Raw genomic sequence first — 21,499 nt, forward strand, 5'->3', positions numbered from 1 at the left:
TAACATGGACCAAGAACAAGTTCAACAATTTATGAAATCTGTCGAGGCAATCGAGAGCAAGATCAGCGCGTTTTCAGAAAAAGCTGATAATGAGATCAAAAGCATCGGCAAAGTATCGCAGGATACTCAAACCGCAATTGATAACCTCGGAATCAAGCAGAGAGAGTTGGCGGACGATATTCTTCAACTGAAACAACGTCAGGTTTTGCCTTCTGATGAACACGGCTCTGACGGATGGGGGAGTCAGTTCACTAAGTCAGATGAATACACAGGACGCTTGCATCTGCTGAAAGGTAATCGTCAGTTCGGATCGATCGGATTTGAAGTGAAAAACACGCTAACTGGATCTGATGCTACTGTTGCTCCTGATCGCAGAGCCGGAATAGTTCCAGGGGCATATGCTCCGCTTACCCTGGAATCATTCTTGCAGAGTTTGCCGACATCGAGCAATGCTATTGAGTTCACGAAAGAAAACGTTTTTACCAATAGTGCAGCAGAGGCAGCAGAAGGCGCTGCTAAGGCAGAAAGTGCACTAACTTGGACTCTGGTTAATATGCCAATTTCAACGGTTGCGCATTGGATCAAAATCAGCCGTCAATTGGCTTCTGATAATGCTGCGTTGGCTGCTTATGTCGATACTCGCATGCGTTATGGTGTAAACCGTAAAGTTGAAACTCAGCTTGTTTCAGGTGATGGTACAGCTCCAAATATCAGCGGTATTCTCGACACTGGCAATTTCACGGCGCATGGTTATGCAGATGCAGCGCTTGGATCGACGTTAAAGAAATTGGTGTTGATTCGTAAGATAATCGGCGATCTACAAGCTGCCGGAGATGATCCAGATGGCATCCTGTTGAATCCTGCTGACTGGGCGACGATTGACATTGATCTGTTCACCACTGCAGCAGGTCAAAGTCTGCGGACTCTGAACGAAGCTGGGCAGCCAATGCTATTCGGCAAACCTGTCATCGTCTCTGTCGGCATGACCGCAGATAATGTTGCTGTTGGTAATTTCGCAATGGCCTGCACAGTATATAACCGCGAAGGTGTGGTGGTTGAAATGTCAGATAGCGATTCTGACAACTTCACCAAAAACTTGATCACTCTGAGAGCTGAAAGACGTCTTGCTCTTGCAACGGAGCGTCCAGCTGCAATTCGCGCCGGTGATCTAACTCCTGCTTAACCATAGCCACTGGTATTGATGCCGCTTTCGGGCGGCATTTTTTTGAGGTCGAATAATGGAACTTGTTAGATTAGAAATTACAGGCACTGTTATAACTGCCAGATATGGAGCGTTGTCACCTGGAGACAAGCTCAATACTGATCTTGAATTCGCGCGTCATTTAGTAGATGAGTGCAAAGCGGCTAGATTTATTGATGACAAGACATCGGCATCCGTTCCTGATAAGAAAAAAACTAAGGGAAGAAGAAATGAACAGGAATAAATCCACTAAAAGCACGATGCAACAAGCTCGCGTTCTAGGTGGATTTAATCTGGATGGTGTTCAGTACAACTCCAACGACATTATAGAAGCTGATCAAAAGATAATTAAGCAGCTTGGTAGCTCTGTTGATGTGGATGGGGGCGCCATCGAGCGTCGTATTAAATTGGATAATTCAGTCATCAAGAAACATGCTGGCGTAGATTCCGAATAACAATCATCACAATCACTCCCATGCCTGAAAAAATCATTACCGCCCCAACATCAGAGCCAGTCACCTTGGCTGAGGCTAAGGCGCAGCTGCGGGTTACAAACAGCTATGAGGATGCGCTGATTGCATCGCTGATTGTTGCCGCTCGTGATTTGTGCGAAGCGGAAACTGGACGGGCATTGATGCCGCAGACGTGGGAATTATCGCTGAATTGTTTCTCGGATGAAATGTGCTTGCAGCATGTCCCGGTTGCCAGCATCACCAGCATAAAATATACCGATGCGGATGGCGCTGAGCAAACGTTGGCGAGCACCGAATATGTTCTGGACACATCGAGCAACTGGAAGTCGCGCGTTGTCCTTGCAGTTGGCAAATCCTGGCCGCAAATATATAGCGGCATTAATAATGTACGCATTCGATACGTGGCAGGTTATCCCAATGCATCAGCAGTGCCGCAATCGCTCAAACAGTGGATGCTGCTACAAATCAGCCATTGGTTTCGCAATCGCGAGTCAGTCAGCATGAATGGTGCGGGTGCCAAGCTTGAATTCGTAGATAACCTGTTGAACGCCTACCGTATTTACAATCTATAACCATGTCAGCACCGGGCGCAGGCCAACTGAATAGACAAATTAGCATCCAGCAACGCAGCCAAACCAAGGACGCGGAGGGCGGAATGGTTGATGCGTGGGTTGATGTATTCCCTGCTGTATTGCTATGGGCTAGAGTGAATAACCTATCTGGCAATGAGAGATCATCGACAAAGCAAGGTGGTCAGGTTTCAGACGCTCGCACAGAATTCACTATTTATTATCTTGCTGGTGTGACCAATGAGATGCGCATCAGCTACAACAGCAAACATTACAACATCCGGCATGTGAATAATTACATGGATTTGAACGAATATTTGATCATCACCTGCGATACGGGCGGGAATCATGGCCGGTAATGCTGAGATTCTTGGCCTGGGTGATCTGGCGCGGAATTTCAAAAACTTAAAGTCTGATATGGTAGTTAAGACATCGCGCAGGATGGTTGCATCAGCTGGCGGTGTTCTGCGTAGAGAAGCAAGGATCATTGCGCAATCACTGGGGTTGAAGAAATCTGGGGCATTAATTCGCAATATTGCAATAAAGCGTGAGCGTAGAGCTCCAGCTGGAACAGAGCAATACAACTTGGGCGTGAGACATGGCCGCGATCTCGGCAATGGAAAGAAAGTCATTAAGTATCTTGAATTAGGCAAATCAGGACGGGTGGTAACTCGCCGTGCAAACGATCCATTTTATTGGAAATTCCTGGAATTCGATATTAAGCACCGGAACGCAACACCATTCATCAGCAAGGCGCTGGACAACAAATCGCAAGAAGCCATCACCGCAATGGAAGATCGGCTGAATAAAGACCTAGAGAAATATAACAAACCATGACCATCGGAGCCACAATCAACACAGCATTGACTGCTGTGCTGGTGAACTCCTGGGCGGTCGAATTGCCACCGGAGCCAACTTTCCCTGCGATCACATTCGAGATCGACAGCACTCCTGAGAGTGACTGGGTGATTGGTGGCGGATACACGCAGCACGTCATAACCGTAACCACGTTCGCTTACACCAAGACAGAGTTGGCGACATACAAAGCATCGATCCAGGCGGCAATGGAAATCATAGATGGATTCATCACCGAAGAAGAATCGGGCGATGCAGCATTCGAGGATTTGCCCGGCGTGTATGCCTATTTTCAAGATTTTAGAATCAGAACTGCAACTTAACAGGAGGCAACAATGGCAGGTAAATTAATGCGCAACGTAGGCTTGGGCATAAAAGAAGAAGTCACCTACGGCACTGACATTGTGCCGACTTCTGCGGATAACTCTATCCTTGCGCGGGTATCAGACGCGCAGCCAGCATCAACCGAGTTTGCCGAGCGGAATATTGTGCGGTCCTATCTCGGGTCTAATGGCCAGGTCGCAGTATCCAACCACTCGGAAATCACGGTTGAATTTGAGCTGGCAGGAACCGCTGCTGCTGGTGATGTTCCAGGATGGGCTCCATTGCTTAAAGCATGCGGATTTGGTGAAACCATTGTCGCAGCGACCAGCGTTACTTATAAGCCGATATCCACTGCATTCAAATCTGTGTCAGTTTATTACTGGCTGGATGGCCTGTTGCATAAAATGGTTGGTTGCATGGGAACGCCAAGTTTCAGCCTGAATTCCAGAGGGATTCCGGTTGTGTCAGTCAAGCTGACCGGGCTTTATTCTGCCGTGTCTGATGTCACGTTGCCGACTGATTTTGATTACTCTGCTTTCCTTGCTCCTAAAGCCGTGAACAAGGTCAACACCACAGCATTCACATTGCATGGCACAACCGCGCCATTTGACACTTTATCAATAGATGGTGGCAATAATGTTGTTTATCGCAACATGCCAGGTCTTGAAGAAGTAATCATCACTGACCGTAAAGTGACCGGATCAATCTCTATCCAGATGACCACAGTTGCTGCAAAAGCCTGGCACGATACGGCGATATCCGGCACCTTAGCAGGATTATCAATGACGCATGGCGCAACAGCAGGTCAGATTTTCACGATCACCGCGCCGAAAGTGCAGCTCACCAATCCACAATATGCAGACAAAGATGGTGTTGTGATGCTTAACCTTGGCCTTGATTTCCAGCCAAACGCTGGCAATGACGAATTGTCGATTGCGATTACATAAGAAAGGCAATAATAATGGCATTCAAAATCACCAAGAAACCAACCTTTTCCGCGCAGGTTGAAGTCTACACGCCGAACGACAAGCGCGGGCATGACTATTCCACGTTTGATGCTGTGTTTAACCGAACATCAACAGACGAGCTGGATGAGTTAAGGAAACTCCCGCAAAAAGATGTTATGAGAAGAAAGCTTGTTGGTTGGGAAGGTTTCAACGACGACCAGAATCAGCCGGTCGAATATAACCAGGAAAATCTTGAAATCCTGATTAGCGTACCAGAAGCATTGCATGGATTGACACTGGCCTATTGGAACTCTTTAGTTAAGGCGCGCGAAAAAAACTAGAAACGGTTGCCCGTTATTGGGCGGGTGACCGTGAACAGAATGCACCGAGTATTGATCAAGATGTCATCGATGGATTGATTGCATGCAATGCACCGCCACACGTTATTGAAACAGCTAAGCGCAACTTCTCGGGATCGCAGGAGAATGATTGCGATGTGTGGGAAGAAAACTGGGAATCCGTCATGCTGTTCCTGGCAATGGGGACGCAGTGGACCGTCAGCGCAACCGGTCACGCTATCGGCATCAATTACGTATCGCTTGAGTCTGCCATGAAGCTTGCGAACATCAAAAAGAAAAAACGCGCATCGTTGTTTATAGATGTGCGCATCATGGAATCAGCGGCACTCGACGTTTATCGGGAGAAGCAAAATTAGCGCACTTGGATCACTCGTTGTCAAACTTGCACTTGAGCACGCTCAGTACACGCAAGGACTGGATAAATCTAGCCAGGGCGCATTGAAGTTTGCAAGAGATACGCAAAAAAGCTTTGATGAGGCGGGCGCTCGTGCCAAGGAATTTATGTCCGGCATTGCTGCCGGTGCTGTTGGCGCGATTGCATCAGTGGTGGGAATACAACAATCGATCCAGAGAGTTGGCGACTCGATTAATCTTCTTGCAAGCATTAATGATGCGGCAGAAAAAACAGGGTCATCGGTCGATGATCTTTCCCGAATTGAGCAAGTTTCCAGAAATTTTGGTGATTCTTTTGTCGCTATAGATACCGCCCTGGGTAGATTATCCAGGGGATTGGCAGAATTTAAAGACCCTAGCAATGAAGCTGTACGCGCTCTGGATTCTATTGGCGTGGCAACTCATGACAGCAATGGCGAGTTACGCAAGGCAGCAGATGTTTACATAGACGTTGCCAGGTCGTTGCAGCAATATGAAGATGGCGCACAAAAAACAGCGGTTGCCAATGCGCTGTTTGGCCGCACTGGGATTGAATTGCTACCAGCAATGAACAATCTTGCAGCTGGTATAGATAATGTCAGAGGGGTATCTGCTGCAACCACATTGGCCGCAGACGACCTGAAAGATGCGATGGCGTTAACCAGGGCAAATGTTGATAATCTGTTTGTGACGATGGCGGCAAATTTATTGCCCACATTGAGCAACATCATTGCGGCTGTCAACGGATCATCCAATGAGATGACCAACCTGTCCAATTCCAGCAGCATTGTTTCGTCCGTTCTAAAAGGGATGGTCATTACTGGATACACCGTGATCGATGTATTCAAGGGCGTTGGCCGAGAGATCGGTGGCCGGGTTGCTCAATTGGCGGCATTGGCCAGGCTTGATTTCAAATCCGCCGGATTTATCGGTGACGAAATAGCCAAGGATTCTATCAAGGCTCGGGAAGAATACGACAAGTTTATCGATACGGTGTTGAGTGGTGAGCAAAAAACCGCGCAGGCAGTAACGAGTGGTGGCACCAAGAAGATTATCGACTTCCAGCAAAGGATGCCGACTGCAATTGATGCGACTACCCGGTCGATTGAAAAACAAACCAAGGCGTTTGATATTGAGGTCGTAAAACTCAAACAATATGAATCCGAAGCCAAGCGCGCACGAGATATCACAGCCAGCGTAGCTACCAAGCAAGAAATCTACAATCAAACACTAGAAGAGCTAGAACGCCTGCGTCCGTACTTGAGCGTTGATGCATACAGTAGGGCATTGCAGAAAGCGCAAGTAGAGCTGCAAGGAACGGCCCAGGTCAACAAGACAGTTACCAGTGAAATGGGTCAGATGTGGATTCAGACTGGCCGCAATATTCAATCTACACTCGCTAACAGCATATTTGATTTCTTCAATGATGGCCTTGATGGCATGTTGAGAAACGTCAAGAATGCAGTCGGTAGAATTGCGTCAGAATTCGCTGCTCTGAAGATTGCTCAATCGATTGGCTTAAGTTCCATTTTCGGCGGCGGTTCTGGTGGAACTGGATCGCAATATGGTGGCAGTAATCTGCTCAATATTGCATCTTTGGGAACCAATGCGCTGTCTTTTGTGCGTGGTGGGTTTGGCATACCTAGTGTTGCTGGAGCAGGTCTTGGTCTTTTTGGAGGCAATGCTGCTGCTTTTGGCGGCGGATTGGCCGGCGATGCTATTGGCGGTCTTGCTGCTGGAGGATTTACATCAAGTGCCGCAAGTGCCGCCAGTCTAGGAGCGTCGGTTGCTTCTTTTGCTGGGCCCGCAATTGTTGTGGCAGCAGTCGATCAAATTGCTCGATTGCTTGCTGGAGACAAAATGCTAGGTGGTGCGGCTGGTAAGATTCTTAATTATGTTCCTGTTTTGGGACCATTAATTAATGGGCTATTCGGTCGCGGTCCACTCAAGCAAAAGTCAACCTCACTTACCGGCAACATTGGAGCTGATGGATTTCAGAGCGGTTTTCTTCAAACCGATTTCGTTGCGAAGGGTGGTTTGTTTCGCAGTGATAAGAACGATTTTGCCAGAATCGATGCGGTTACCGGCGCGATTGAAACTGACAATCGGAAGCTTAATGAATTCGCCGCCGGGCTATCCAAAGTATCTAAAGACGTTATCGGACTGATCAGCGACACGACGGTACAGACATCGGCTGGTCTGAGGAAGATTGGAGTTGATCTTGGTTTGAGTTTGGACGGCATTAATAACTTCAGGCATACGATTGATCTTGTTTCAGAAAAAGGAGAGATGCTATCTGACGAGCAAATCTCAGAAGAAATAGCACGAATTACAGATGGTTTGGCTCGTGGATTGCTGCCTGAAGTTGATAGCCTAGCCAAGCGCGGCGAGACGGCGGTTCAAACCATTAATCGGTTGGGAATGGAATTCAGTTCGCTGGCGGAGGCTGCGCAAAACCTGGGCGCATCGGCTGAATATGCAAAAGGATTAATCGGCAGTCTGTCAATTCAGCAGCGCACCGCATTTCTTGATAATTACGGCGGATCAGAACAATTATTATCCGATTCTGCAAGTTTCAATCAATTATTCTTAACCGAAGCAGAGCGCATGGCTCCGGCGATTAAATTCGTTGAGGATGGCTTAACCAGCCTTGGATTTTCGGCTGATCTTACCAAAGATCAATTCAAGGTGCTTGTGCAGACTTTGTTTCAATCGTCATCGGAGGCCGACATTGCTACAGCGTCTCTGCTGCTACACAATAACGCGCTGTTTGCTTCTGTTGCTGATTATAAAGCAGCGGCCAAACAAGCGTCAGACACTGCTGCAAAGGTTGGCGAGCTGGGTCAAGCGCAGGAAAGCTATATTGACTCTATCATCAGATCAATACGTGCAATGCAATTCGATTCTGCAGCAAACCAGATTGCGTTGATCAACGAAGAAATAAACAAACTGACTAACTTTGCGGATTCACTGAAAAATACGGTTGAGCAAATCAGTCCTCAGAGTCTGGATAGTGCAAAAAATCAGATCATCCAGGCGACACAAGCAGCCAGGGAAGGAAAAGTGACTGATGTTTCAGCCGCTTTAGCCACATTATCAAGTCAAGATAAATCAGGATTCACTGACAGTTTCTCTTTTGCTCGCAGTAAAGCGCAATCGGTTGCGTTAATAGATCAATTGTCTCAGGCAATATCTGGTGCCATCTCGTTTAAACAATCATCCATTGCTGATGATCTTCGGATTGCTTCAAGTAGGGCAAGAATTCCTGCTTTTGCTGATGGTGGTTTTCATCGTGGAGGCTTGCGTATTGTTGGCGAACGCGGACCTGAATTGGAGCGCACTGGCCCTAGCCAGATCACTGGCAATAGCGATCTTAAAAAATCGATTGGGAATGACAAGGTGATCGAGGAGCTTGGAAAATTAGTGAAAATACTTAGCTCTGTGACTCAGGGCGGAACGGCATTCAGAACCAAGGCGCAAGCATGAGGGCATTTATTCCGATCACAATCATTGATTCGATGCTGATCAGCAGCACGGTTGCGGAGCCAGATGCATCAGAACCTGCCTATGATGTTGCCACGACTTATGCCGAGTTAGATCAGGTTAGCGTGGTGACGACAGACAGTCACTTGGTTTATGAGTCGCTGGTTGCCGGGAATGTCGGTAATCCGGTCACGGATGAAACGAAGTGGATTCTGAAGGGCAATACCAACCGATTCAGAATGTTTGATTACAATCAGGGCATGCCAAGTATCGGCACTTCTCCGATGACTGTTGTATTGCGTCCAGGTCGGCGGATTGATTCTTTGATGCTTGATGGATTGAAAGCATCGCTGCTTGATATCACCGTGCGCAATGGAATTGATGGGGATGCAGCTTACACGCTGGATGGATATCTTCTTTCTAGGGCGGTTACAACGTGGTATGAGTATTTCTTCGCGCCGTTTATTTACACCAAGACCGTCGCCACGTTCCAGATTCCTCCGGTTGCTGATCCGGTTATTTATTTAACTCTGTCCGATCCGTCTGGATTGGTGGAACTGGGGCGGTATGCAACAGGCCAATCGATCCACATCGGAGATATTGAATGGAATCCGATTGTAGATTCAGACAACTACAGCGAAATTACCTGGGATGAATTCGGAAAAGCAACGCTGACTCCTGTTCCAAGTATTCCAACCAACGAGCACAAGATTTTGACCAAGAAATCCAGGTTAAATGCCGTGCGTCAGTTCAGGGACACGGCGAATGCCAAGGCTGTTGTTTGGTCTGGTCTGGATGACATGACCAGTCCTTACCAAGAATCTTTGGTTTTGTTCGGGGTTTATAGAAATTTCCAGATTGATATCAGCAACCAGGCTGAAGCTGTAATAAATTTATCTCTCAAAGGTATCTAACATGGTCACACAAGTCACGCCTTTCTCAACGCCGCTGCCCGACACATTCAACCAAACTGCGGAAGAATTTGAAGCTTCTGCTAATACGCTGGTTAGTGAATTGAATCCCAGGTTCACGCAGATGAATTCAGCTATTTTGGAGATGAATGAATTGGCGTTGAATGCAGAGACTGCCGCCGGAGAGTTGGCTAATACAGTTTGGGTGTCCGGCACAACGTACACGGCTGGCCAGGTTAGATATAGCCCGGTTGATTTTTATAGTTATCGCAGAAAAACGAATGGCGCCGGGACAACTGATCCAAGCCTTGATTTAACCAACTGGGCATTGCAAACCAAAACCACATTTGGCAACTCTGACACCGCATCGAGCGCGGTTGATGTGACGTTAACATCATCAAGTGGTCGATTGCAGATTATCAGCATGACTGCTGCCGACAAAAAACTGAACTTGCCATCAGCCACAACACTGGCTAAAGGCGCTCCATTGTTCGTGGTGAACAATAAAGGGCTATATCGTTTCTCTGTGCATAGAAGCGGCGGCACTTTCCTGTGCTACGTTAACCCAGGCCAAGTGCTTGCATTTGGTTGCTCAGATATCTCCACTGCTGCCGGTGTGTGGTCAATCAGTGGCAGTGATGCTGAAAAGATTTACAGCGGCAATACAGCGGAAGTTTTAAACTCGGTTGACTCTCGCTTTATTGCGGTATCAATGTTGTCTGCAACCAAAGCGATCTGCGGGTACAAGAATAATGCTACCGGGATCGCATACGCCGTCATTTTGAATTATGGATCAGCATCAGGAACTCCGGTCATTGTTAATGCTGATTCAATAAGAAACATCAGCATAGCTGCTCTATCAAGTTCCAAGGCCGTCATGGTCTACCAGCAGACAGCGAATAGCAACATCAAAGGATGTGTCCTTGATGTGTCTGGCAATTCAATAACGCCAGGGACAGAAAAAACCATAATCACCATAGCAAGCGCGAGCGGAGCGAATGGAACATCTCTGGCCGTTCTATCAGCTACCAAATTATTGCTTGCATACATGTACGGCGGCGCGTCATCAATATCAGAAAAAGTTCTCGATATCTCAGGCAGCACGATTGTTGATGGCACTGAGACCGTGGCCGATGCGTCATCATTCAATGTGGCATCTACGCCTTATTTGGTCACGAAGCCAATGGGATCGACAAAGGCTATCGTGGTCTTTTTAGGATCGTCGTTCCAAACAAACATAAGATTGCAGTCAATCTCCGGCGCGACGCCATCACCAACGGGGACGGTTTTATCAATACCATCTCCTGGTGTCACGCCATCGGCTGGCACCACTTTCGCTGTGTGTGCGATGAATGCGAATAGAACTGTGATTATCAGATCAGTTGATAGAAAATTTGGCGACATAATCGCATATCTAATCGATACATCGGGCACCACTCCAATCTTAGTCAGTAGCAAAAATATACCGCTCAGCTATAAAGATGACAATCTGCATCTTTCTGCTGCCAAGATTGATGCAGATAAAATCTACATTACATTCCCTGGCGGTTATAGCCTGGGTGCTGACTCTCTTGTTTTGACCGTCAGTAGCGATGATCGTATGTATGTCGGTAACGTTTCTGAGAGACTGGAGCCAGGAATAACAGCCGCAGCAGGTTATGTTGCTTGTGATGCCCTGGATTCTTCTCATGTGATGCAAGTGTGCCGCAATGCTTCAACTTTTTTGAGCGCAAAGACAATAGAAATATCATAACAAAAATAATTCACGAACCTTACAGGCCGCCATTGAGCGGCTTTTTTGTTTTTAAAAGGTTGCCAATGCTTCGTCGAAAATATGATGGGTGTCCGTATCTCACTCCGGAGGATCTGGAAAAAATAGCTGAACTGGCTGCCGAGAAAGCTGTGATCAAGATGACAGATCACGCATACAAATCAATTGGGAAAAGTGTTGTGAGTAGATTTCTTTGGGCAGTCGGGGTCGTCACGGTTGCTTTTGCTGCCTGGCTGCATTCAAAAGGGATGATTGGATGAACTGGTTCGGCAGGCAGCTTGAAGAACATCATTTGTTCCGGCGCTTAGTGATCGTTTTCTTTTTGTTCGTTTATCTGGAAGTGACGCGCGAATCATTCAGCTACGCCTATTTCGCAGCAGAGCTCGGCATATCAGCAACGGACACAGTTTTGGTTCTCGGCTCACTGCAAACACTCATGACACTGCTCATGGGGTACGCATTCAAAATTTACTCAAATTCAAGACTCAAGGATTGACATGGCGCTTTCACCTTATTTCTGGCTCGGCCTTCTGGTCGTGCTGTTGACCACGTTCGGCACCGGCTACTACACAGGATCAAAGCACACCAGAAACAGCATCGAAGCAGATCAGCTGCATGCTCAGTTAGAAGCCGAAGATGCGGCGGAAGAACAGGCTGAAAAGGACAACGTAACAGCGCAGGTATTTGAAAAAGAACGCGAAGTGATCAGAACGGTTTACATAAAAGTGAAGGAAAGGGTTGATGAAAACATTGATAAAAATACTGGTTATTCTGAGTGCGGTTTGGATGATGACGGCTTGCGGATCTACAACGAAAATCCAAGAAATAAAACGGATTCCACCGGCAAATTTAATCCAGCCATGCCCTGACCTACCAAAGGCAGCGAACGGTAAATTATCAACGATTCTGCGCAACAGCGTGCAGCGATCAGAGATGTACTACGAATGCCAGGCGCGGCATGAGGGATTAATAGATTGGGCGATCAACATCAAGGAGAGCAAATAGCATGGCCACACTTTTAGAAAACGTAATCCGCAAAATACTGCAAGAAGATTTTGTTCGCCTTTTGGGCGGCGCTTTAGTTGACGGAGACGGGAACCCGATTGATCTTGGAATTGGTTCTGGTAGCGGTATGGTTCCTTTTTATGCCTACGCTTCTGATCAAAACGGCACAGGGTTTACCTTAGCGAATAGCACTGAGCTTGAGTATGTGGCGGTCAAGGTTGCGGCTCCTGATGCAGTTCTGACCGTTGCTGATTTTGCTGGATTATGGTTTCACAGAAAGGGATTGCCTGGTACGAGCATACCTGGTGCGGATGGATTGGACGGAAAGAATGGGGGTTTCTCTGTTGTTTACAGTTCAGATACGGCAGCAACAGACCCAGGACAGGGGATTGTAAAATTTAATAATGCAAACCCGGCGCTTGCAACTGCAATGTATATCAGCGCACTTTCTCCATCCGGCACTGATTTGACTGGATTGATTAGCACCATACCAAGCGGCGCTAAGTTTGTATTAGAAATTGACTCTCCGGTCTCTGGTGCTCTTGCGGTTTTTCAGTTTACTAGTGTGCCGACGGACAATACAGATTGGTTCACGGTATCAATAACCAATCTATCAATGTCGTCGTCATCATTCACGCAAGATGATACCTGCGTGTTCCAGATTATGGGATTCAGCAATATAGCGATCGATCCAGTAACCGGCAGATTAATGGTTGATGGTGTCGACAAATCTGGCACAACTGAGGTTGCCACTTTTTCTGTATTGCCTGATCCTACCACGGTCCCGCTCAATGTTTATTACGTTGCAGCGCAGGATTGTTTTGTTTATGCAAACGGCTCGGAATGGTGGCCGGTAAACCGCAGGGCTATTGTTTACAGATCAGGCAATCCAACTACTGTCATCGCTCCGGCTTCGCTGGCTAGTGCAATCGCAGATAATGGATCGGGTAAGGTGCGCGTTACTGCTGCGGCACATGGATTAACGTCTGGCCAGAATAACGGCAAAATTTACATATCAGGCGGAGGCACATGGACAGCCGGTTTGTATAGATTCACTTATGTCAGCGCAAGCACTTATGATCTTCAAGATGTTACGTATGGTGCCGGTCTTGGAGTACCAACAGTAGCTAGAGGCAACGCAACCGATGAAATTGTAGTGCAGACAATACACATCCCACCACTGACCACGCAATCATCCATCGAACTGTTAATTGCCAGCCTTTACAACGACAGCACTGAAACCAAGCGAACGATAATTGACTGGGAAGGTGTCCGGTTTTATAACAGGAATGACAATACATCTGGTAATGACGCGTCTTTTCATGGCCCAACGATCATTAATCTGAATAGCAACACATTGAGGAAGTCTACGCTTGGCCTAGCGTTTGTTGGTGGAAAATCTACGAGCGGATCTGTTCCTATTGAGGGTACGTTTAATACCGCTGTTGGAACAACCATGATATTAAAAGCCCTGCTTGGTAATTCTACAACGCCAATTGGCACTGAATCAATCACATTCAACGACATTCGAGCAGTGTGGGAGTCGTAAGATGAATCCTTTTTCTCAATCTTACGTCAAGCTACCAACATCGATAGCGGCGCAGCCTTTGAAATGGCATCCTGGACATGGTATTTGGATGGCACCTGGTATGTGGTCAAGCAATCAAAGCCGTGATCAGTTATTTAATATTGACATCCCGGCAATTGTTGCGGCAGGTGCTCCGGCTCCACATATCCAACTGGAGATTCAGTGGAACGATTTAGAGACGGCTCCCGGCGTATACAACTGGGCAGTGATCGACAATAAAGCTGCAATAGCGATTGCTGCTGGTTGTAAGGTCATCATTAAGATCATATGCCGCACTTACGGTGGGTTCAGTCCATCGGTTCCTGCCTACATGACATCTGCTGCCGGGACTGATTACGCCGGAACAACGGGTGAAGATATTCTCAATGGTGGCACAGGTGAGTCACAAAACGGAGAATATAAAGGCGCTAATTTAACTAATGCTCAGGGTGTTATTACCGGAAAGCAATTCCAGGCTAAGTTATGGGTGAAAAGCGTTGCTGATAAGTATAGAGATATGCTAATTGCAGTTGGCCAGCGGTACGATCCAGATCCAAACTTTGTCGGCATTATCATTAACGAGACATCACAGCTGGCCGGTGTCGGCACGGGCATGACTACTGTGGACCCTAAAACTAGCGTCCCTTTAGTCGATGCTTTTTTTCGGAGATGGCTCAATGCAATTATTGAAGCTAAGCCTTATTTCTCGACAACTCCGCTCACGTGGATGACGAACTTTCCTGCTGCGGGGATTCTGAGTATTTTTGACCAGGCTGAATTTAATCCTACGGTGCAATCAGAAATGCTGAAATATGGCATCGGTGGACATGAGCAGGATTTTTACCGGCGGTCAGGAATTGTCGGACAGACGCTTAACACCAGTTATGACGCATTTGACGCTATGGTAGGAATCACGCCGCGCGTCACGAACATGTCAAACGGCGGCTCTCTATTTTCCAGCAACGGCGATAAGCAAAATCCAACGCCACCAGGAACAGCGTCACAACTCGCACAAGAAGCCAGGGCAAGGGGAGTGAACATAATTCTTTGGCATGTGGTTGCCACAGTGTCGGGAACTGGTGGCGCCACGTGGCGGGATAGGATATTGCCTTTGCTGTTGGCCAATAGAACCTCTGAGCGCCCGATGGATACTTTCCCTTCGTTTTATTTGTAGAGGCTAAGATGATTAATTATTCATCGTTACGAGGTGTAATTCCTGAATCTGTTTTTGATGAATTGCTGGATACAGCAACCAGGTTTGGCTTGAATAATCGACTCCGCTTGGCGCATTTCCTGGCACAAGTAGCCCACGAATCAAACTACTTCTCAGATCGTGAAGAAAATCTCAATTATTCTGAGGATGGTTTAAAGAGAGTATTCAGGAAATATTTCCCCGATGATCTGGCTAAATTATATGCGCGCCATCCGCAGAAAATAGCTAGCAGGGTGTATGCAAACAGGATGGGAAATGGCAGTGAAGCAACCGGAGAAGGTTGGATATATCGCGGCAGAGGATACATTCAGTTGACCGGGAAAGATAATTACGCTGCGTTCCAGTTGGCGGTTCCAGACAATGTGATTGTCAATCCTGACTTGGTGGCTACAAAGTATCCGTTATTTAGCGCGGGATGGTTCTGGAATTCCAATCGACTCAATGATCTAGCAGACAAGGGCGATGACCAGATGGTTGTCACTGAAATCACCAAGAAAATTAATGGTGGTTACAACGGACTGGAAGATCGTCTAAATAAATTTCACCATTTCAATGGCCTGCTAAAAAATGATAATAAGTAAAGTCAGTTTCAGAACTGGGAACTATAAATATCAGTTGACCGAGCGGGTGTTTGTGCAGACTTCGATCCGTCTGGATGTGGACATCATTACAGAGTACGTGTCGTTGCTAAAAAACGGTCTGATGATTCTTGAAAAGGGATACGCATGGAACGGACCTAACTTCCCGGCGATACATACCGAGCGCAGCATTATTGCGTCTTTGCCGCACGATGGTGGGTATCAGTTGATTACGCTCGGTTTGTTGGATGTTAAGTTCCGTATCAATCTGGATTGGTTGCTGGGTGATCTTGTGTCGCAACCGGCCGCAGGAAAATCACTGAAAATATTTTTGCTCAATCACTGGCGCAAGATTCGTGGAGGTTACTATTTTACTGTGGTGGATTTGTTTGGCGCTAGATATGCGCATCAGGGAAATAGCTTGCCCGGCATTGGAGAAAAGATATGTCGGATTTAAACGGTCAGGAAGGCGAGCTTAAATTTAGATTAAAGATAACTCGAGCGGCCACCGGAAATGTTGAGATGTATGATGTGGTTGGAAAAATCAGTGATAATTTAGGAGAACAGCATGGCAGTAACACACTCGACAGCAGCGCGCAATGCGGCAACGGATGCGGTAACAGCCCTGATAGGGGTATCGGGTAATTTAAAATTAAGACTGGCTGGCAATATCGGTGCGCCTGGCACGGTGGTTGCAACTTTGCCATTGTCAGAGGATGCATTCGGCGATGCATCAAGCGGAACGGCTACGGCGAATGCAATCACATCAGACACCAATGCGGCCGGAAATGCATCGGAGGTAGCTAATGCAACGCTTGAAACTTCGGGTGGTACCGTGGTTATTCACTGCGCAGTCGGTGCATCCGGATCGGATATCAATATGACTGGTGGGCTAACGATTGCGGCAGGTGATACGGTCGAAGTATCTAGTCTTACTTATACTGCATTGTCTGCATAGAGAAAATCGGTGGCAATAACTGAATTAACAGCGCAGCGCAATAGCGTAGGCGCTGGTCAGTCAACAACTGTCACATTCAATTATCCGAATACTCCGACGCAAGGTAATCTGCTTGTTGCTGGGTTTTGTTGGCGTGGCGATGTAACGGTAACCGGTGCGCCGTCCGGCTGGAATCTTGCTGCGAGTACAGGCAATGGCACCAATATTGACGGCGCCATTTATTACAAGATTGCCGGGTCATCAGAACCAACCGCAGCACAATTCACTTTATCTGGAAGTCAGAAAGCGAGTGGGGTGGCAAGCGAATGGTCGGGCATACATGCGACGCCTCTGGATAAAGCAAACGGATCAAGTGGTGTCGCTGGTATAACATTAAATACCGGGGCAACCGGCACGTTATCGCAAGCAAACGAGCTTGTGATTAACCTGTTCAGTTCGCGAGACACAGTTAATTTTACCGTATTCGGCCAGAGTCAAAGCACGATTGGTACAGCGCAATCGACCGGCGGCACAACGGCATCCAGAAACACTACCGTACTGGCTGCCCAGGTTGCAAACGCAGCCACATCGGTTGATTACACCGCGCAAATTGATAGTGCGCAAACCTGGGTTGCTGCTGTCGCCACATTCAAGCAAGCGGCCGTAACACACGCAGCGAGCGGATCACTAGCTGGCCAGGTTGCAGTCGTTGCCGGAATAGCTACGCATAGAGCCAAGCATACAATAAGCGGCACTTTATCCGGACAGGGTTCCCAGTTATCCGGTGTATCAGAACGATACAGGCATCATGACGCATCCGGTAATCTGGTAGCGAGCGGAAGTAATATCAGTGGTGATGTTGCACGGTATCGATCGCATGAATCAAATGCTGACCTAATCGGGCAAGGCTCAGTCGTAGACGGAGTTGCAGTAAGATACCGGTCGTATCATGCGGATGGCGATCTGGTCGGGCAGGGCGCACTATTAAGCGGTGATGCTGACCGATCTGACTCGGTTGCTATTCACAGCGCCGCTGGTGATTTATTCGGTCAAGGATCAAGTATCTCGGGCAGATCGAGAAACGGTGAGATTGTTGCATCAGGAATAATCGTTGCAACTTATCAAACGCAATCAATCAATGCCACGCTTCCTCATCATGAAATATCAGCAACATACGAATCGTATACAATACAGGCCACTATATGAGCATAAAAATATTTAAGAATACGGACGTTGATTTAACTATAAACGTGACCGGAATAGATGTTGCTGATATTACTGCTATGTCGATTTCTTTGGAACCTCAATCTGGGGCTGCAATAACCTTCACGCTTGCTGATGGCAGTATCACGAAGGTTGGGGATAGTGTTAATCTTCGGATTGAGGATAACTTGCTTTCCGTGACCGGCTCTTATGCGCTTAGAATAACCGCCACAGAGAGTGGTAATATTCGCGGTCTTACATCGAATCCCGAATATATTTTGGTGGTATAGAAAACGATGTCATTATTTTATTCAGAAAGAGAATTGGTTGATCTAACCGGCAATGTATTGCCTTCAAAGCAAATAAAGTGGCTAAAAGAAAATAATATCCGATTTATCATAAACGGGTCAAAGAAGCCGGTTGTATTTAAAACCCAGGTTGAAGATAGTACGAATGATGATGACGGACTACTTACTAGAGTTCAGATCATAAGAAGATCAAAGCCTGTTAAGCCATTGTGCGGAATATACTTTTTATTGTGTGGTTCGGAAATTGTATATGTTGGGCAGTCGATAAATTTAGTTGAAAGAATAGGAAATCATTTGAGAAATGATGAAATGTTATTTGATTCCTATTATTATCTTGAAGTTAAAAGAGAAAATATGCTGCTAATGGAGAGGAAATATATAGAGAAGTTGTTTCCAAGAATGAATAAGAAAAAATTAAAAAAAGGGCTTAAGCCAAATTTGTGCGGTCAACTAATTGTGGAATGGCGGAACGTTCCGCAAAAGAGTTTTTTGAATGGCTTATTTATTTCTTAAAAATGACATGCAACTATTTGATTTTACTTGGTGCCGAGAGGGGGAATCGAACCCCCATGATGTCACCATCGCGGGATTTTGAGTCCCGTGCGTCTACCAATTCCGCCATCTCGGCCCAGCTATTTGACTGTTCTTGAGTGCTTGAAGAAACAGAAGGCGCAATTATCACTGAAAACCTGGCGTACAGCAAGCAGCATGGGCGGAAAACCAATCGCGCCGGTATAATATGTAGCATGAAGACTCAGGATTTTGATTTTTATCTGCCCCCCGAACTGATTGCACAATTTCCCGCTGAACAACGTAGTGGCAGTCGCTTACTCTATCTGGATAGTATCAAAAATCATTGGCAGGATGCTTTGTTTGCGAATCTTTCCAATTTCTTGCGAGCTGGGGATGTTTTGGTTTTTAACGATACGCAAGTGATCAAAGCGCGTCTGCTGGGTAAAAAAGCCAGTGGGGGCAAAGTGGAAGTAATGGTGGAGCGCGTGTTGGACGACCGTCATGCTGTGGCAACAATCCGCGCCAGTCATGCGCCGAAACTGGATTCGCAACTCATTCTGGCTGATGCGATTCCATTAACCGTAATTGCACGTGAGCAAGAATTTTATACGTTACGCTTTGATCATGAAAAAACCGTTGTAGAATTATTGGATTGTTATGGTCGATTACCGCTGCCTCCCTATATTGCACGTCCCGCTACAATGACTGATGAGGCACGATATCAAACGGTTTATGCCAAAAACTCCGGAGCTGTTGCGGCACCAACTGCCGGTTTGCATTTCGATATCGATATGCTGGCACAATTGCGAACTATCGGTGTAATCATTGCCTATGTCACTTTGCATGTGGGCGCAGGAACATTTCAGCCGGTGCGTGTTGAAAATATTGCCGATCACACGATGCACAGTGAAACTTATCACATTCCACAAACCACTGTTGAGGCAATCCAGCATGCCAAATTGTCAGGCAGACGTATTCTCGCGGTTGGCACGACATCTCTGAGAGCACTGGAAGCCTGCGCTTCCCTTCATCAGGGTGGGTTAGTTTCGGGTTATGGCGATACGCGTATTTTTATCACGCCGGGATATCGCTTCCAAATAATTGATCGATTATTAACTAATTTTCACCTGCCATGTTCAACTTTACTTATGTTGGTTTCGGCTTTTGCCGGTATGGAGAATATTCGCCATGCCTATCAACATGCGATTAAAGAGCAATATCGTTTTTTTAGTTATGGAGACGTCATGCTGATTGAGAAAGACTCATGAAATTTCAGCTGCATTCCACCGATCAAGCAGCCCGCCGGGGCACACTGACTTTGGCGCATGGCACAATCGAGACACCAGTTTTTATGCCCGTGGGGACATATGGTGCGGTCAAAAGCATGTCGCCCGCGGCGTTGCAAGCAATTCATGCGCAGATCATTCTAGGCAATACGTTTCATTTATGGTTGCGGCCCGGATTAGAGGTTATCGAGGCGCATCAAGGGTTACATAACTTTATCGATTGGCATAGTCCAATATTAACCGACTCAGGTGGATTCCAAGTATATAGTCTAGGAGAGTTGCGCAAAATCACCGAACAGGGTGTCCATTTCAAATCACCGGTCAATGGCGATAGTTGTTTCTTGTCTCCGGAAGAATCGATGCGAATCCAGCGCATCTTAGATTCTGATATTGTAATGATTTTTGATGAATGCACACCGTATCCAGCCGATGAGAACGCTACTAAACTATCGATGGAGTTGAGCCTGCGCTGGGCGGAGCGTTCCAAACAAGCACACGATGAAAATCTAAATGCATTGTTTGGCATCGTGCAGGGAGGCATGTATGAGCATTTGCGCGAGCATTCGCTTGCCGGTTTGAACCAAATTGGTTTTGACGGTTACGCCATCGGTGGATTATCCGTCGGCGAGCCCAAAGCAGATATGCAGCGGATTTTAAAACACACTACACCGCTGTTGCCAACTGATAAACCACGCTATTTGATGGGCGTAGGAACCCCTGCGGATATTGTTCATGCAGTGGCGCAAGGTATCGATATGTTTGATTGCGTGCTGCCAACCCGCAACGCCCGCAACGGCTGGCTGTATACGCGCAATGGTATCATCAAATTGCGTAATAGCCGTTATCGCTTGGATACATCACCTCCCGATGAACATTGTGACTGCTATACTTGCCAGAATTTTAGTCGCGCCTATCTGCATCATCTGCAGCGTATCAATGAAATGCTCGGCGCACACCTGAATACTGTTCATAACCTATTTTATTATCAGCAGCTTATGTCTGAAATTCGCGATGCTATTGAAAATCAGCGATTTGAAGAATTTGCACAAGAATTTATGGCATAAGCGGTCATCATGCTAATATGTGCCCTTTTAATAAAGGGAGAATATGATGCTGATTAATGATGCATTTGCACAGGCTGCTTCTTCGACAGCCCAAAGTGATGCCGGCTGGGTCACTTTATTACCGATGATCGGTATACTCGTCTTATTTTATTTTCTGCTCATTCGTCCACAAGCCAAACGAGCCAAAGAACATAAGTTAATGGTGGAAGAGTTGCAAAGAGGCGATGAGGTCATTACCAATGGTGGTATTTTGGGGCAAATACTCAATGTCAGCGAAGCTTATGTCATTATCGAAATTGCTCCAGCTATGGAGGTCACTGTACTGAAATCCTCGGTGCAAACTTTACTACCCAAAGGAACGCTGAAGAGTATTGAGCCTAAAAGTAAAACACCTAGAACAAAAACAAAATCAGCTGCGTCAGAAGGTAATAAAGCTGAAGCTGCTGACGAATCTACAGAAGCCATTGCCGCTGAAGCTGATCAAAATATCGAAAAGAAATAATTACGTTTGACAAGGAAGGAATTAGCTATTTAACTTCCTGCCTTTGTTTGTTTTTTAC

General features: G+C 46.7%; 28 protein-coding genes and 1 tRNA gene. 28 read left to right on the top strand and 1 reads right to left on the bottom strand.

The features are described 5' to 3' along the window. Window positions 1–4: 4 nt before the first annotated feature. The 25 genes from K2Q13_RS04030 (at window position 5) to K2Q13_RS04150 (ending at window position 18,589) form a co-directional block, all read left to right on the top strand. Window positions 5–1,183: a phage major capsid protein gene (locus K2Q13_RS04030; RefSeq protein ID WP_292919380.1), complete on the top strand. Its 1,179-nt coding sequence runs from the start codon at window positions 5–7 to the stop codon at window positions 1,181–1,183. A gap of 55 nt (window positions 1,184–1,238) precedes the next feature. After that, on the top strand, window positions 1,239–1,445 hold the full coding sequence (locus tag K2Q13_RS04035) for a hypothetical protein (protein ID WP_292919381.1): 207 nt from the start codon (window positions 1,239–1,241) through the stop codon (window positions 1,443–1,445). Beyond that, the gene (locus tag K2Q13_RS04040) at window positions 1,432–1,656 is read left to right on the top strand and encodes a hypothetical protein (RefSeq protein ID WP_292919382.1); all 225 of its coding nucleotides are present in this window, start codon (window positions 1,432–1,434) and stop codon (window positions 1,654–1,656) included. Before K2Q13_RS04035 ends, K2Q13_RS04040 begins: the two co-directional genes overlap by 14 nt. Window positions 1,657–1,676: 20 nt before the next feature. Continuing rightward, window positions 1,677–2,246, top strand: a complete 570-nt coding sequence (locus K2Q13_RS04045; RefSeq protein WP_292919383.1) for a phage head-tail connector protein — start codon at window positions 1,677–1,679, stop codon at window positions 2,244–2,246. A gap of 2 nt (window positions 2,247–2,248) precedes the next feature. Further along, on the top strand, window positions 2,249–2,602 hold the full coding sequence (locus K2Q13_RS04050) for a phage head closure protein (protein WP_292919384.1): 354 nt from the start codon (window positions 2,249–2,251) through the stop codon (window positions 2,600–2,602). Beyond that, window positions 2,592–3,080: an HK97-gp10 family putative phage morphogenesis protein gene (locus K2Q13_RS04055; protein ID WP_292919385.1), complete on the top strand. Its 489-nt coding sequence runs from the start codon at window positions 2,592–2,594 to the stop codon at window positions 3,078–3,080. Before K2Q13_RS04050 ends, K2Q13_RS04055 begins: the two co-directional genes overlap by 11 nt. After that, window positions 3,077–3,421 (top strand): hypothetical protein, encoded by a 345-nt coding sequence (locus K2Q13_RS04060; RefSeq protein ID WP_292919386.1) that lies wholly within the window; start codon window positions 3,077–3,079, stop codon window positions 3,419–3,421. The genes K2Q13_RS04055 and K2Q13_RS04060 overlap by 4 nt, the downstream gene beginning before the upstream one ends. A gap of 12 nt (window positions 3,422–3,433) precedes the next feature. After that, the gene (locus K2Q13_RS04065) at window positions 3,434–4,369 is read left to right on the top strand and encodes a phage tail tube protein (RefSeq protein ID WP_292919387.1); all 936 of its coding nucleotides are present in this window, start codon (window positions 3,434–3,436) and stop codon (window positions 4,367–4,369) included. Between the two features lie 14 nt (window positions 4,370–4,383). Next, window positions 4,384–4,710, top strand: a complete 327-nt coding sequence (locus K2Q13_RS04070) for a phage tail assembly chaperone (RefSeq protein ID WP_292919388.1) — start codon at window positions 4,384–4,386, stop codon at window positions 4,708–4,710. A gap of 74 nt (window positions 4,711–4,784) precedes the next feature. Further along, complete coding sequence (locus K2Q13_RS04075; RefSeq protein ID WP_292919389.1) at window positions 4,785–5,084, top strand: DUF1799 domain-containing protein; 300 nt, start codon at window positions 4,785–4,787, stop codon at window positions 5,082–5,084. Beyond that, a complete protein-coding gene (locus tag K2Q13_RS04080; RefSeq protein WP_292919390.1) occupies window positions 5,029–8,586 on the top strand; it encodes a hypothetical protein in 3,558 nt (1,185 codons plus the stop codon). Before K2Q13_RS04075 ends, K2Q13_RS04080 begins: the two co-directional genes overlap by 56 nt. Continuing rightward, on the top strand, window positions 8,583–9,497 hold the full coding sequence (locus K2Q13_RS04085; RefSeq protein ID WP_292919391.1) for a hypothetical protein: 915 nt from the start codon (window positions 8,583–8,585) through the stop codon (window positions 9,495–9,497). The genes K2Q13_RS04080 and K2Q13_RS04085 overlap by 4 nt, the downstream gene beginning before the upstream one ends. 1 nt (window position 9,498) lies before the next feature. Further along, a complete protein-coding gene (locus tag K2Q13_RS04090) occupies window positions 9,499–11,247 on the top strand; it encodes a hypothetical protein (RefSeq protein ID WP_292919392.1) in 1,749 nt (582 codons plus the stop codon). A gap of 65 nt (window positions 11,248–11,312) precedes the next feature. Continuing rightward, complete coding sequence (locus tag K2Q13_RS04095) at window positions 11,313–11,525, top strand: hypothetical protein (RefSeq protein ID WP_292919393.1); 213 nt, start codon at window positions 11,313–11,315, stop codon at window positions 11,523–11,525. Beyond that, window positions 11,522–11,761 (top strand): hypothetical protein, encoded by a 240-nt coding sequence (locus tag K2Q13_RS04100; RefSeq protein ID WP_292919394.1) that lies wholly within the window; start codon window positions 11,522–11,524, stop codon window positions 11,759–11,761. Before K2Q13_RS04095 ends, K2Q13_RS04100 begins: the two co-directional genes overlap by 4 nt. A gap of 1 nt (window position 11,762) precedes the next feature. Then, window positions 11,763–12,134, top strand: coding sequence for a hypothetical protein (locus tag K2Q13_RS04105; protein ID WP_292919395.1), 372 nt, complete (start codon window positions 11,763–11,765; stop codon window positions 12,132–12,134). Between the two features lie 137 nt (window positions 12,135–12,271). After that, on the top strand, window positions 12,272–13,819 hold the full coding sequence (locus K2Q13_RS04110) for a hypothetical protein (protein WP_292919396.1): 1,548 nt from the start codon (window positions 12,272–12,274) through the stop codon (window positions 13,817–13,819). Window position 13,820: 1 nt separating this feature from the next. Continuing rightward, window positions 13,821–15,011 (top strand): hypothetical protein, encoded by a 1,191-nt coding sequence (locus K2Q13_RS04115; protein ID WP_292919397.1) that lies wholly within the window; start codon window positions 13,821–13,823, stop codon window positions 15,009–15,011. Window positions 15,012–15,019: 8 nt separating this feature from the next. After that, entirely contained in the window at window positions 15,020–15,631 is a 612-nt protein-coding gene (locus tag K2Q13_RS04120; protein ID WP_292919398.1) for a glycoside hydrolase family 19 protein, read from the top strand. Continuing rightward, window positions 15,618–16,085 (top strand): hypothetical protein, encoded by a 468-nt coding sequence (locus K2Q13_RS04125; protein WP_292919399.1) that lies wholly within the window; start codon window positions 15,618–15,620, stop codon window positions 16,083–16,085. The genes K2Q13_RS04120 and K2Q13_RS04125 overlap by 14 nt, the downstream gene beginning before the upstream one ends. Beyond that, window positions 16,073–16,273, top strand: coding sequence for a hypothetical protein (locus K2Q13_RS04130; RefSeq protein ID WP_292919400.1), 201 nt, complete (start codon window positions 16,073–16,075; stop codon window positions 16,271–16,273). Before K2Q13_RS04125 ends, K2Q13_RS04130 begins: the two co-directional genes overlap by 13 nt. Beyond that, a complete protein-coding gene (locus K2Q13_RS04135; RefSeq protein ID WP_292919401.1) occupies window positions 16,197–16,586 on the top strand; it encodes a hypothetical protein in 390 nt (129 codons plus the stop codon). The genes K2Q13_RS04130 and K2Q13_RS04135 overlap by 77 nt, the downstream gene beginning before the upstream one ends. Before the next feature lie 9 nt (window positions 16,587–16,595). Further along, window positions 16,596–17,771 carry a hypothetical protein gene (locus K2Q13_RS04140; RefSeq protein ID WP_292919402.1) on the top strand — a complete coding sequence of 392 codons (1,176 nt, stop codon included), beginning with the start codon at window positions 16,596–16,598 and terminating at the stop codon, window positions 17,769–17,771. After that, entirely contained in the window at window positions 17,768–18,058 is a 291-nt protein-coding gene (locus K2Q13_RS04145) for a hypothetical protein (protein WP_292919403.1), read from the top strand. Before K2Q13_RS04140 ends, K2Q13_RS04145 begins: the two co-directional genes overlap by 4 nt. Window positions 18,059–18,064: 6 nt before the next feature. Beyond that, the gene (locus K2Q13_RS04150) at window positions 18,065–18,589 is read left to right on the top strand and encodes a DUF4224 domain-containing protein (protein WP_292919404.1); all 525 of its coding nucleotides are present in this window, start codon (window positions 18,065–18,067) and stop codon (window positions 18,587–18,589) included. Between the two features lie 28 nt (window positions 18,590–18,617). On the opposite strand, the gene K2Q13_RS04155 is transcribed toward K2Q13_RS04150, so the two are convergent. After that, window positions 18,618–18,704, bottom strand: a tRNA-Leu gene (locus K2Q13_RS04155). A gap of 118 nt (window positions 18,705–18,822) precedes the next feature. Between K2Q13_RS04155 and queA the strand changes: the two genes are divergently transcribed. The 3 genes from queA to yajC are packed head-to-tail and all read left to right on the top strand — an operon-like array spanning window position 18,823 to window position 21,441. Continuing rightward, a complete protein-coding gene (queA, locus tag K2Q13_RS04160; protein ID WP_292919453.1) occupies window positions 18,823–19,857 on the top strand; it encodes a tRNA preQ1(34) S-adenosylmethionine ribosyltransferase-isomerase QueA in 1,035 nt (344 codons plus the stop codon). Beyond that, entirely contained in the window at window positions 19,854–20,939 is a 1,086-nt protein-coding gene (tgt, locus tag K2Q13_RS04165; protein WP_292919405.1) for a tRNA guanosine(34) transglycosylase Tgt, read from the top strand. The genes queA and tgt overlap by 4 nt, the downstream gene beginning before the upstream one ends. A gap of 43 nt (window positions 20,940–20,982) precedes the next feature. After that, entirely contained in the window at window positions 20,983–21,441 is a 459-nt protein-coding gene (yajC, locus tag K2Q13_RS04170) for a preprotein translocase subunit YajC (protein WP_292919406.1), read from the top strand. Window positions 21,442–21,499 lie beyond the last annotated feature (58 nt).

It is taken from the genome of Nitrosomonas sp. (genome assembly GCF_019752095.1).
Lineage (GTDB): Bacteria > Pseudomonadota > Gammaproteobacteria > Burkholderiales > Nitrosomonadaceae > Nitrosomonas.

Coding starts and splice junctions, on each gene's coding strand:
- K2Q13_RS04030 (WP_292919380.1), top strand. CDS start 5: ATGGACCAAGAACAAGTTCAACAATTTATGAAATCTGTCGAGGCAATC.
- K2Q13_RS04035 (WP_292919381.1), top strand. CDS start 1,239: ATGGAACTTGTTAGATTAGAAATTACAGGCACTGTTATAACTGCCAGA.
- K2Q13_RS04040 (WP_292919382.1), top strand. CDS start 1,432: ATGAACAGGAATAAATCCACTAAAAGCACGATGCAACAAGCTCGCGTT.
- K2Q13_RS04045 (WP_292919383.1), top strand. CDS start 1,677: ATGCCTGAAAAAATCATTACCGCCCCAACATCAGAGCCAGTCACCTTG.
- K2Q13_RS04050 (WP_292919384.1), top strand. CDS start 2,249: ATGTCAGCACCGGGCGCAGGCCAACTGAATAGACAAATTAGCATCCAG.
- K2Q13_RS04055 (WP_292919385.1), top strand. CDS start 2,592: ATGGCCGGTAATGCTGAGATTCTTGGCCTGGGTGATCTGGCGCGGAAT.
- K2Q13_RS04060 (WP_292919386.1), top strand. CDS start 3,077: ATGACCATCGGAGCCACAATCAACACAGCATTGACTGCTGTGCTGGTG.
- K2Q13_RS04065 (WP_292919387.1), top strand. CDS start 3,434: ATGGCAGGTAAATTAATGCGCAACGTAGGCTTGGGCATAAAAGAAGAA.
- K2Q13_RS04070 (WP_292919388.1), top strand. CDS start 4,384: ATGGCATTCAAAATCACCAAGAAACCAACCTTTTCCGCGCAGGTTGAA.
- K2Q13_RS04080 (WP_292919390.1), top strand. CDS start 5,029: ATGTGCGCATCATGGAATCAGCGGCACTCGACGTTTATCGGGAGAAGC.
- K2Q13_RS04085 (WP_292919391.1), top strand. CDS start 8,583: ATGAGGGCATTTATTCCGATCACAATCATTGATTCGATGCTGATCAGC.
- K2Q13_RS04090 (WP_292919392.1), top strand. CDS start 9,499: ATGGTCACACAAGTCACGCCTTTCTCAACGCCGCTGCCCGACACATTC.
- K2Q13_RS04095 (WP_292919393.1), top strand. CDS start 11,313: ATGCTTCGTCGAAAATATGATGGGTGTCCGTATCTCACTCCGGAGGAT.
- K2Q13_RS04100 (WP_292919394.1), top strand. CDS start 11,522: ATGAACTGGTTCGGCAGGCAGCTTGAAGAACATCATTTGTTCCGGCGC.
- K2Q13_RS04105 (WP_292919395.1), top strand. CDS start 11,763: ATGGCGCTTTCACCTTATTTCTGGCTCGGCCTTCTGGTCGTGCTGTTG.
- K2Q13_RS04110 (WP_292919396.1), top strand. CDS start 12,272: ATGGCCACACTTTTAGAAAACGTAATCCGCAAAATACTGCAAGAAGAT.
- K2Q13_RS04115 (WP_292919397.1), top strand. CDS start 13,821: ATGAATCCTTTTTCTCAATCTTACGTCAAGCTACCAACATCGATAGCG.
- K2Q13_RS04120 (WP_292919398.1), top strand. CDS start 15,020: ATGATTAATTATTCATCGTTACGAGGTGTAATTCCTGAATCTGTTTTT.
- K2Q13_RS04125 (WP_292919399.1), top strand. CDS start 15,618: ATGATAATAAGTAAAGTCAGTTTCAGAACTGGGAACTATAAATATCAG.
- K2Q13_RS04130 (WP_292919400.1), top strand. CDS start 16,073: ATGTCGGATTTAAACGGTCAGGAAGGCGAGCTTAAATTTAGATTAAAG.
- K2Q13_RS04135 (WP_292919401.1), top strand. CDS start 16,197: ATGGCAGTAACACACTCGACAGCAGCGCGCAATGCGGCAACGGATGCG.
- K2Q13_RS04145 (WP_292919403.1), top strand. CDS start 17,768: ATGAGCATAAAAATATTTAAGAATACGGACGTTGATTTAACTATAAAC.
- K2Q13_RS04150 (WP_292919404.1), top strand. CDS start 18,065: ATGTCATTATTTTATTCAGAAAGAGAATTGGTTGATCTAACCGGCAAT.
- queA (WP_292919453.1), top strand. CDS start 18,823: ATGAAGACTCAGGATTTTGATTTTTATCTGCCCCCCGAACTGATTGCA.
- tgt (WP_292919405.1), top strand. CDS start 19,854: ATGAAATTTCAGCTGCATTCCACCGATCAAGCAGCCCGCCGGGGCACA.
- yajC (WP_292919406.1), top strand. CDS start 20,983: ATGATGCTGATTAATGATGCATTTGCACAGGCTGCTTCTTCGACAGCC.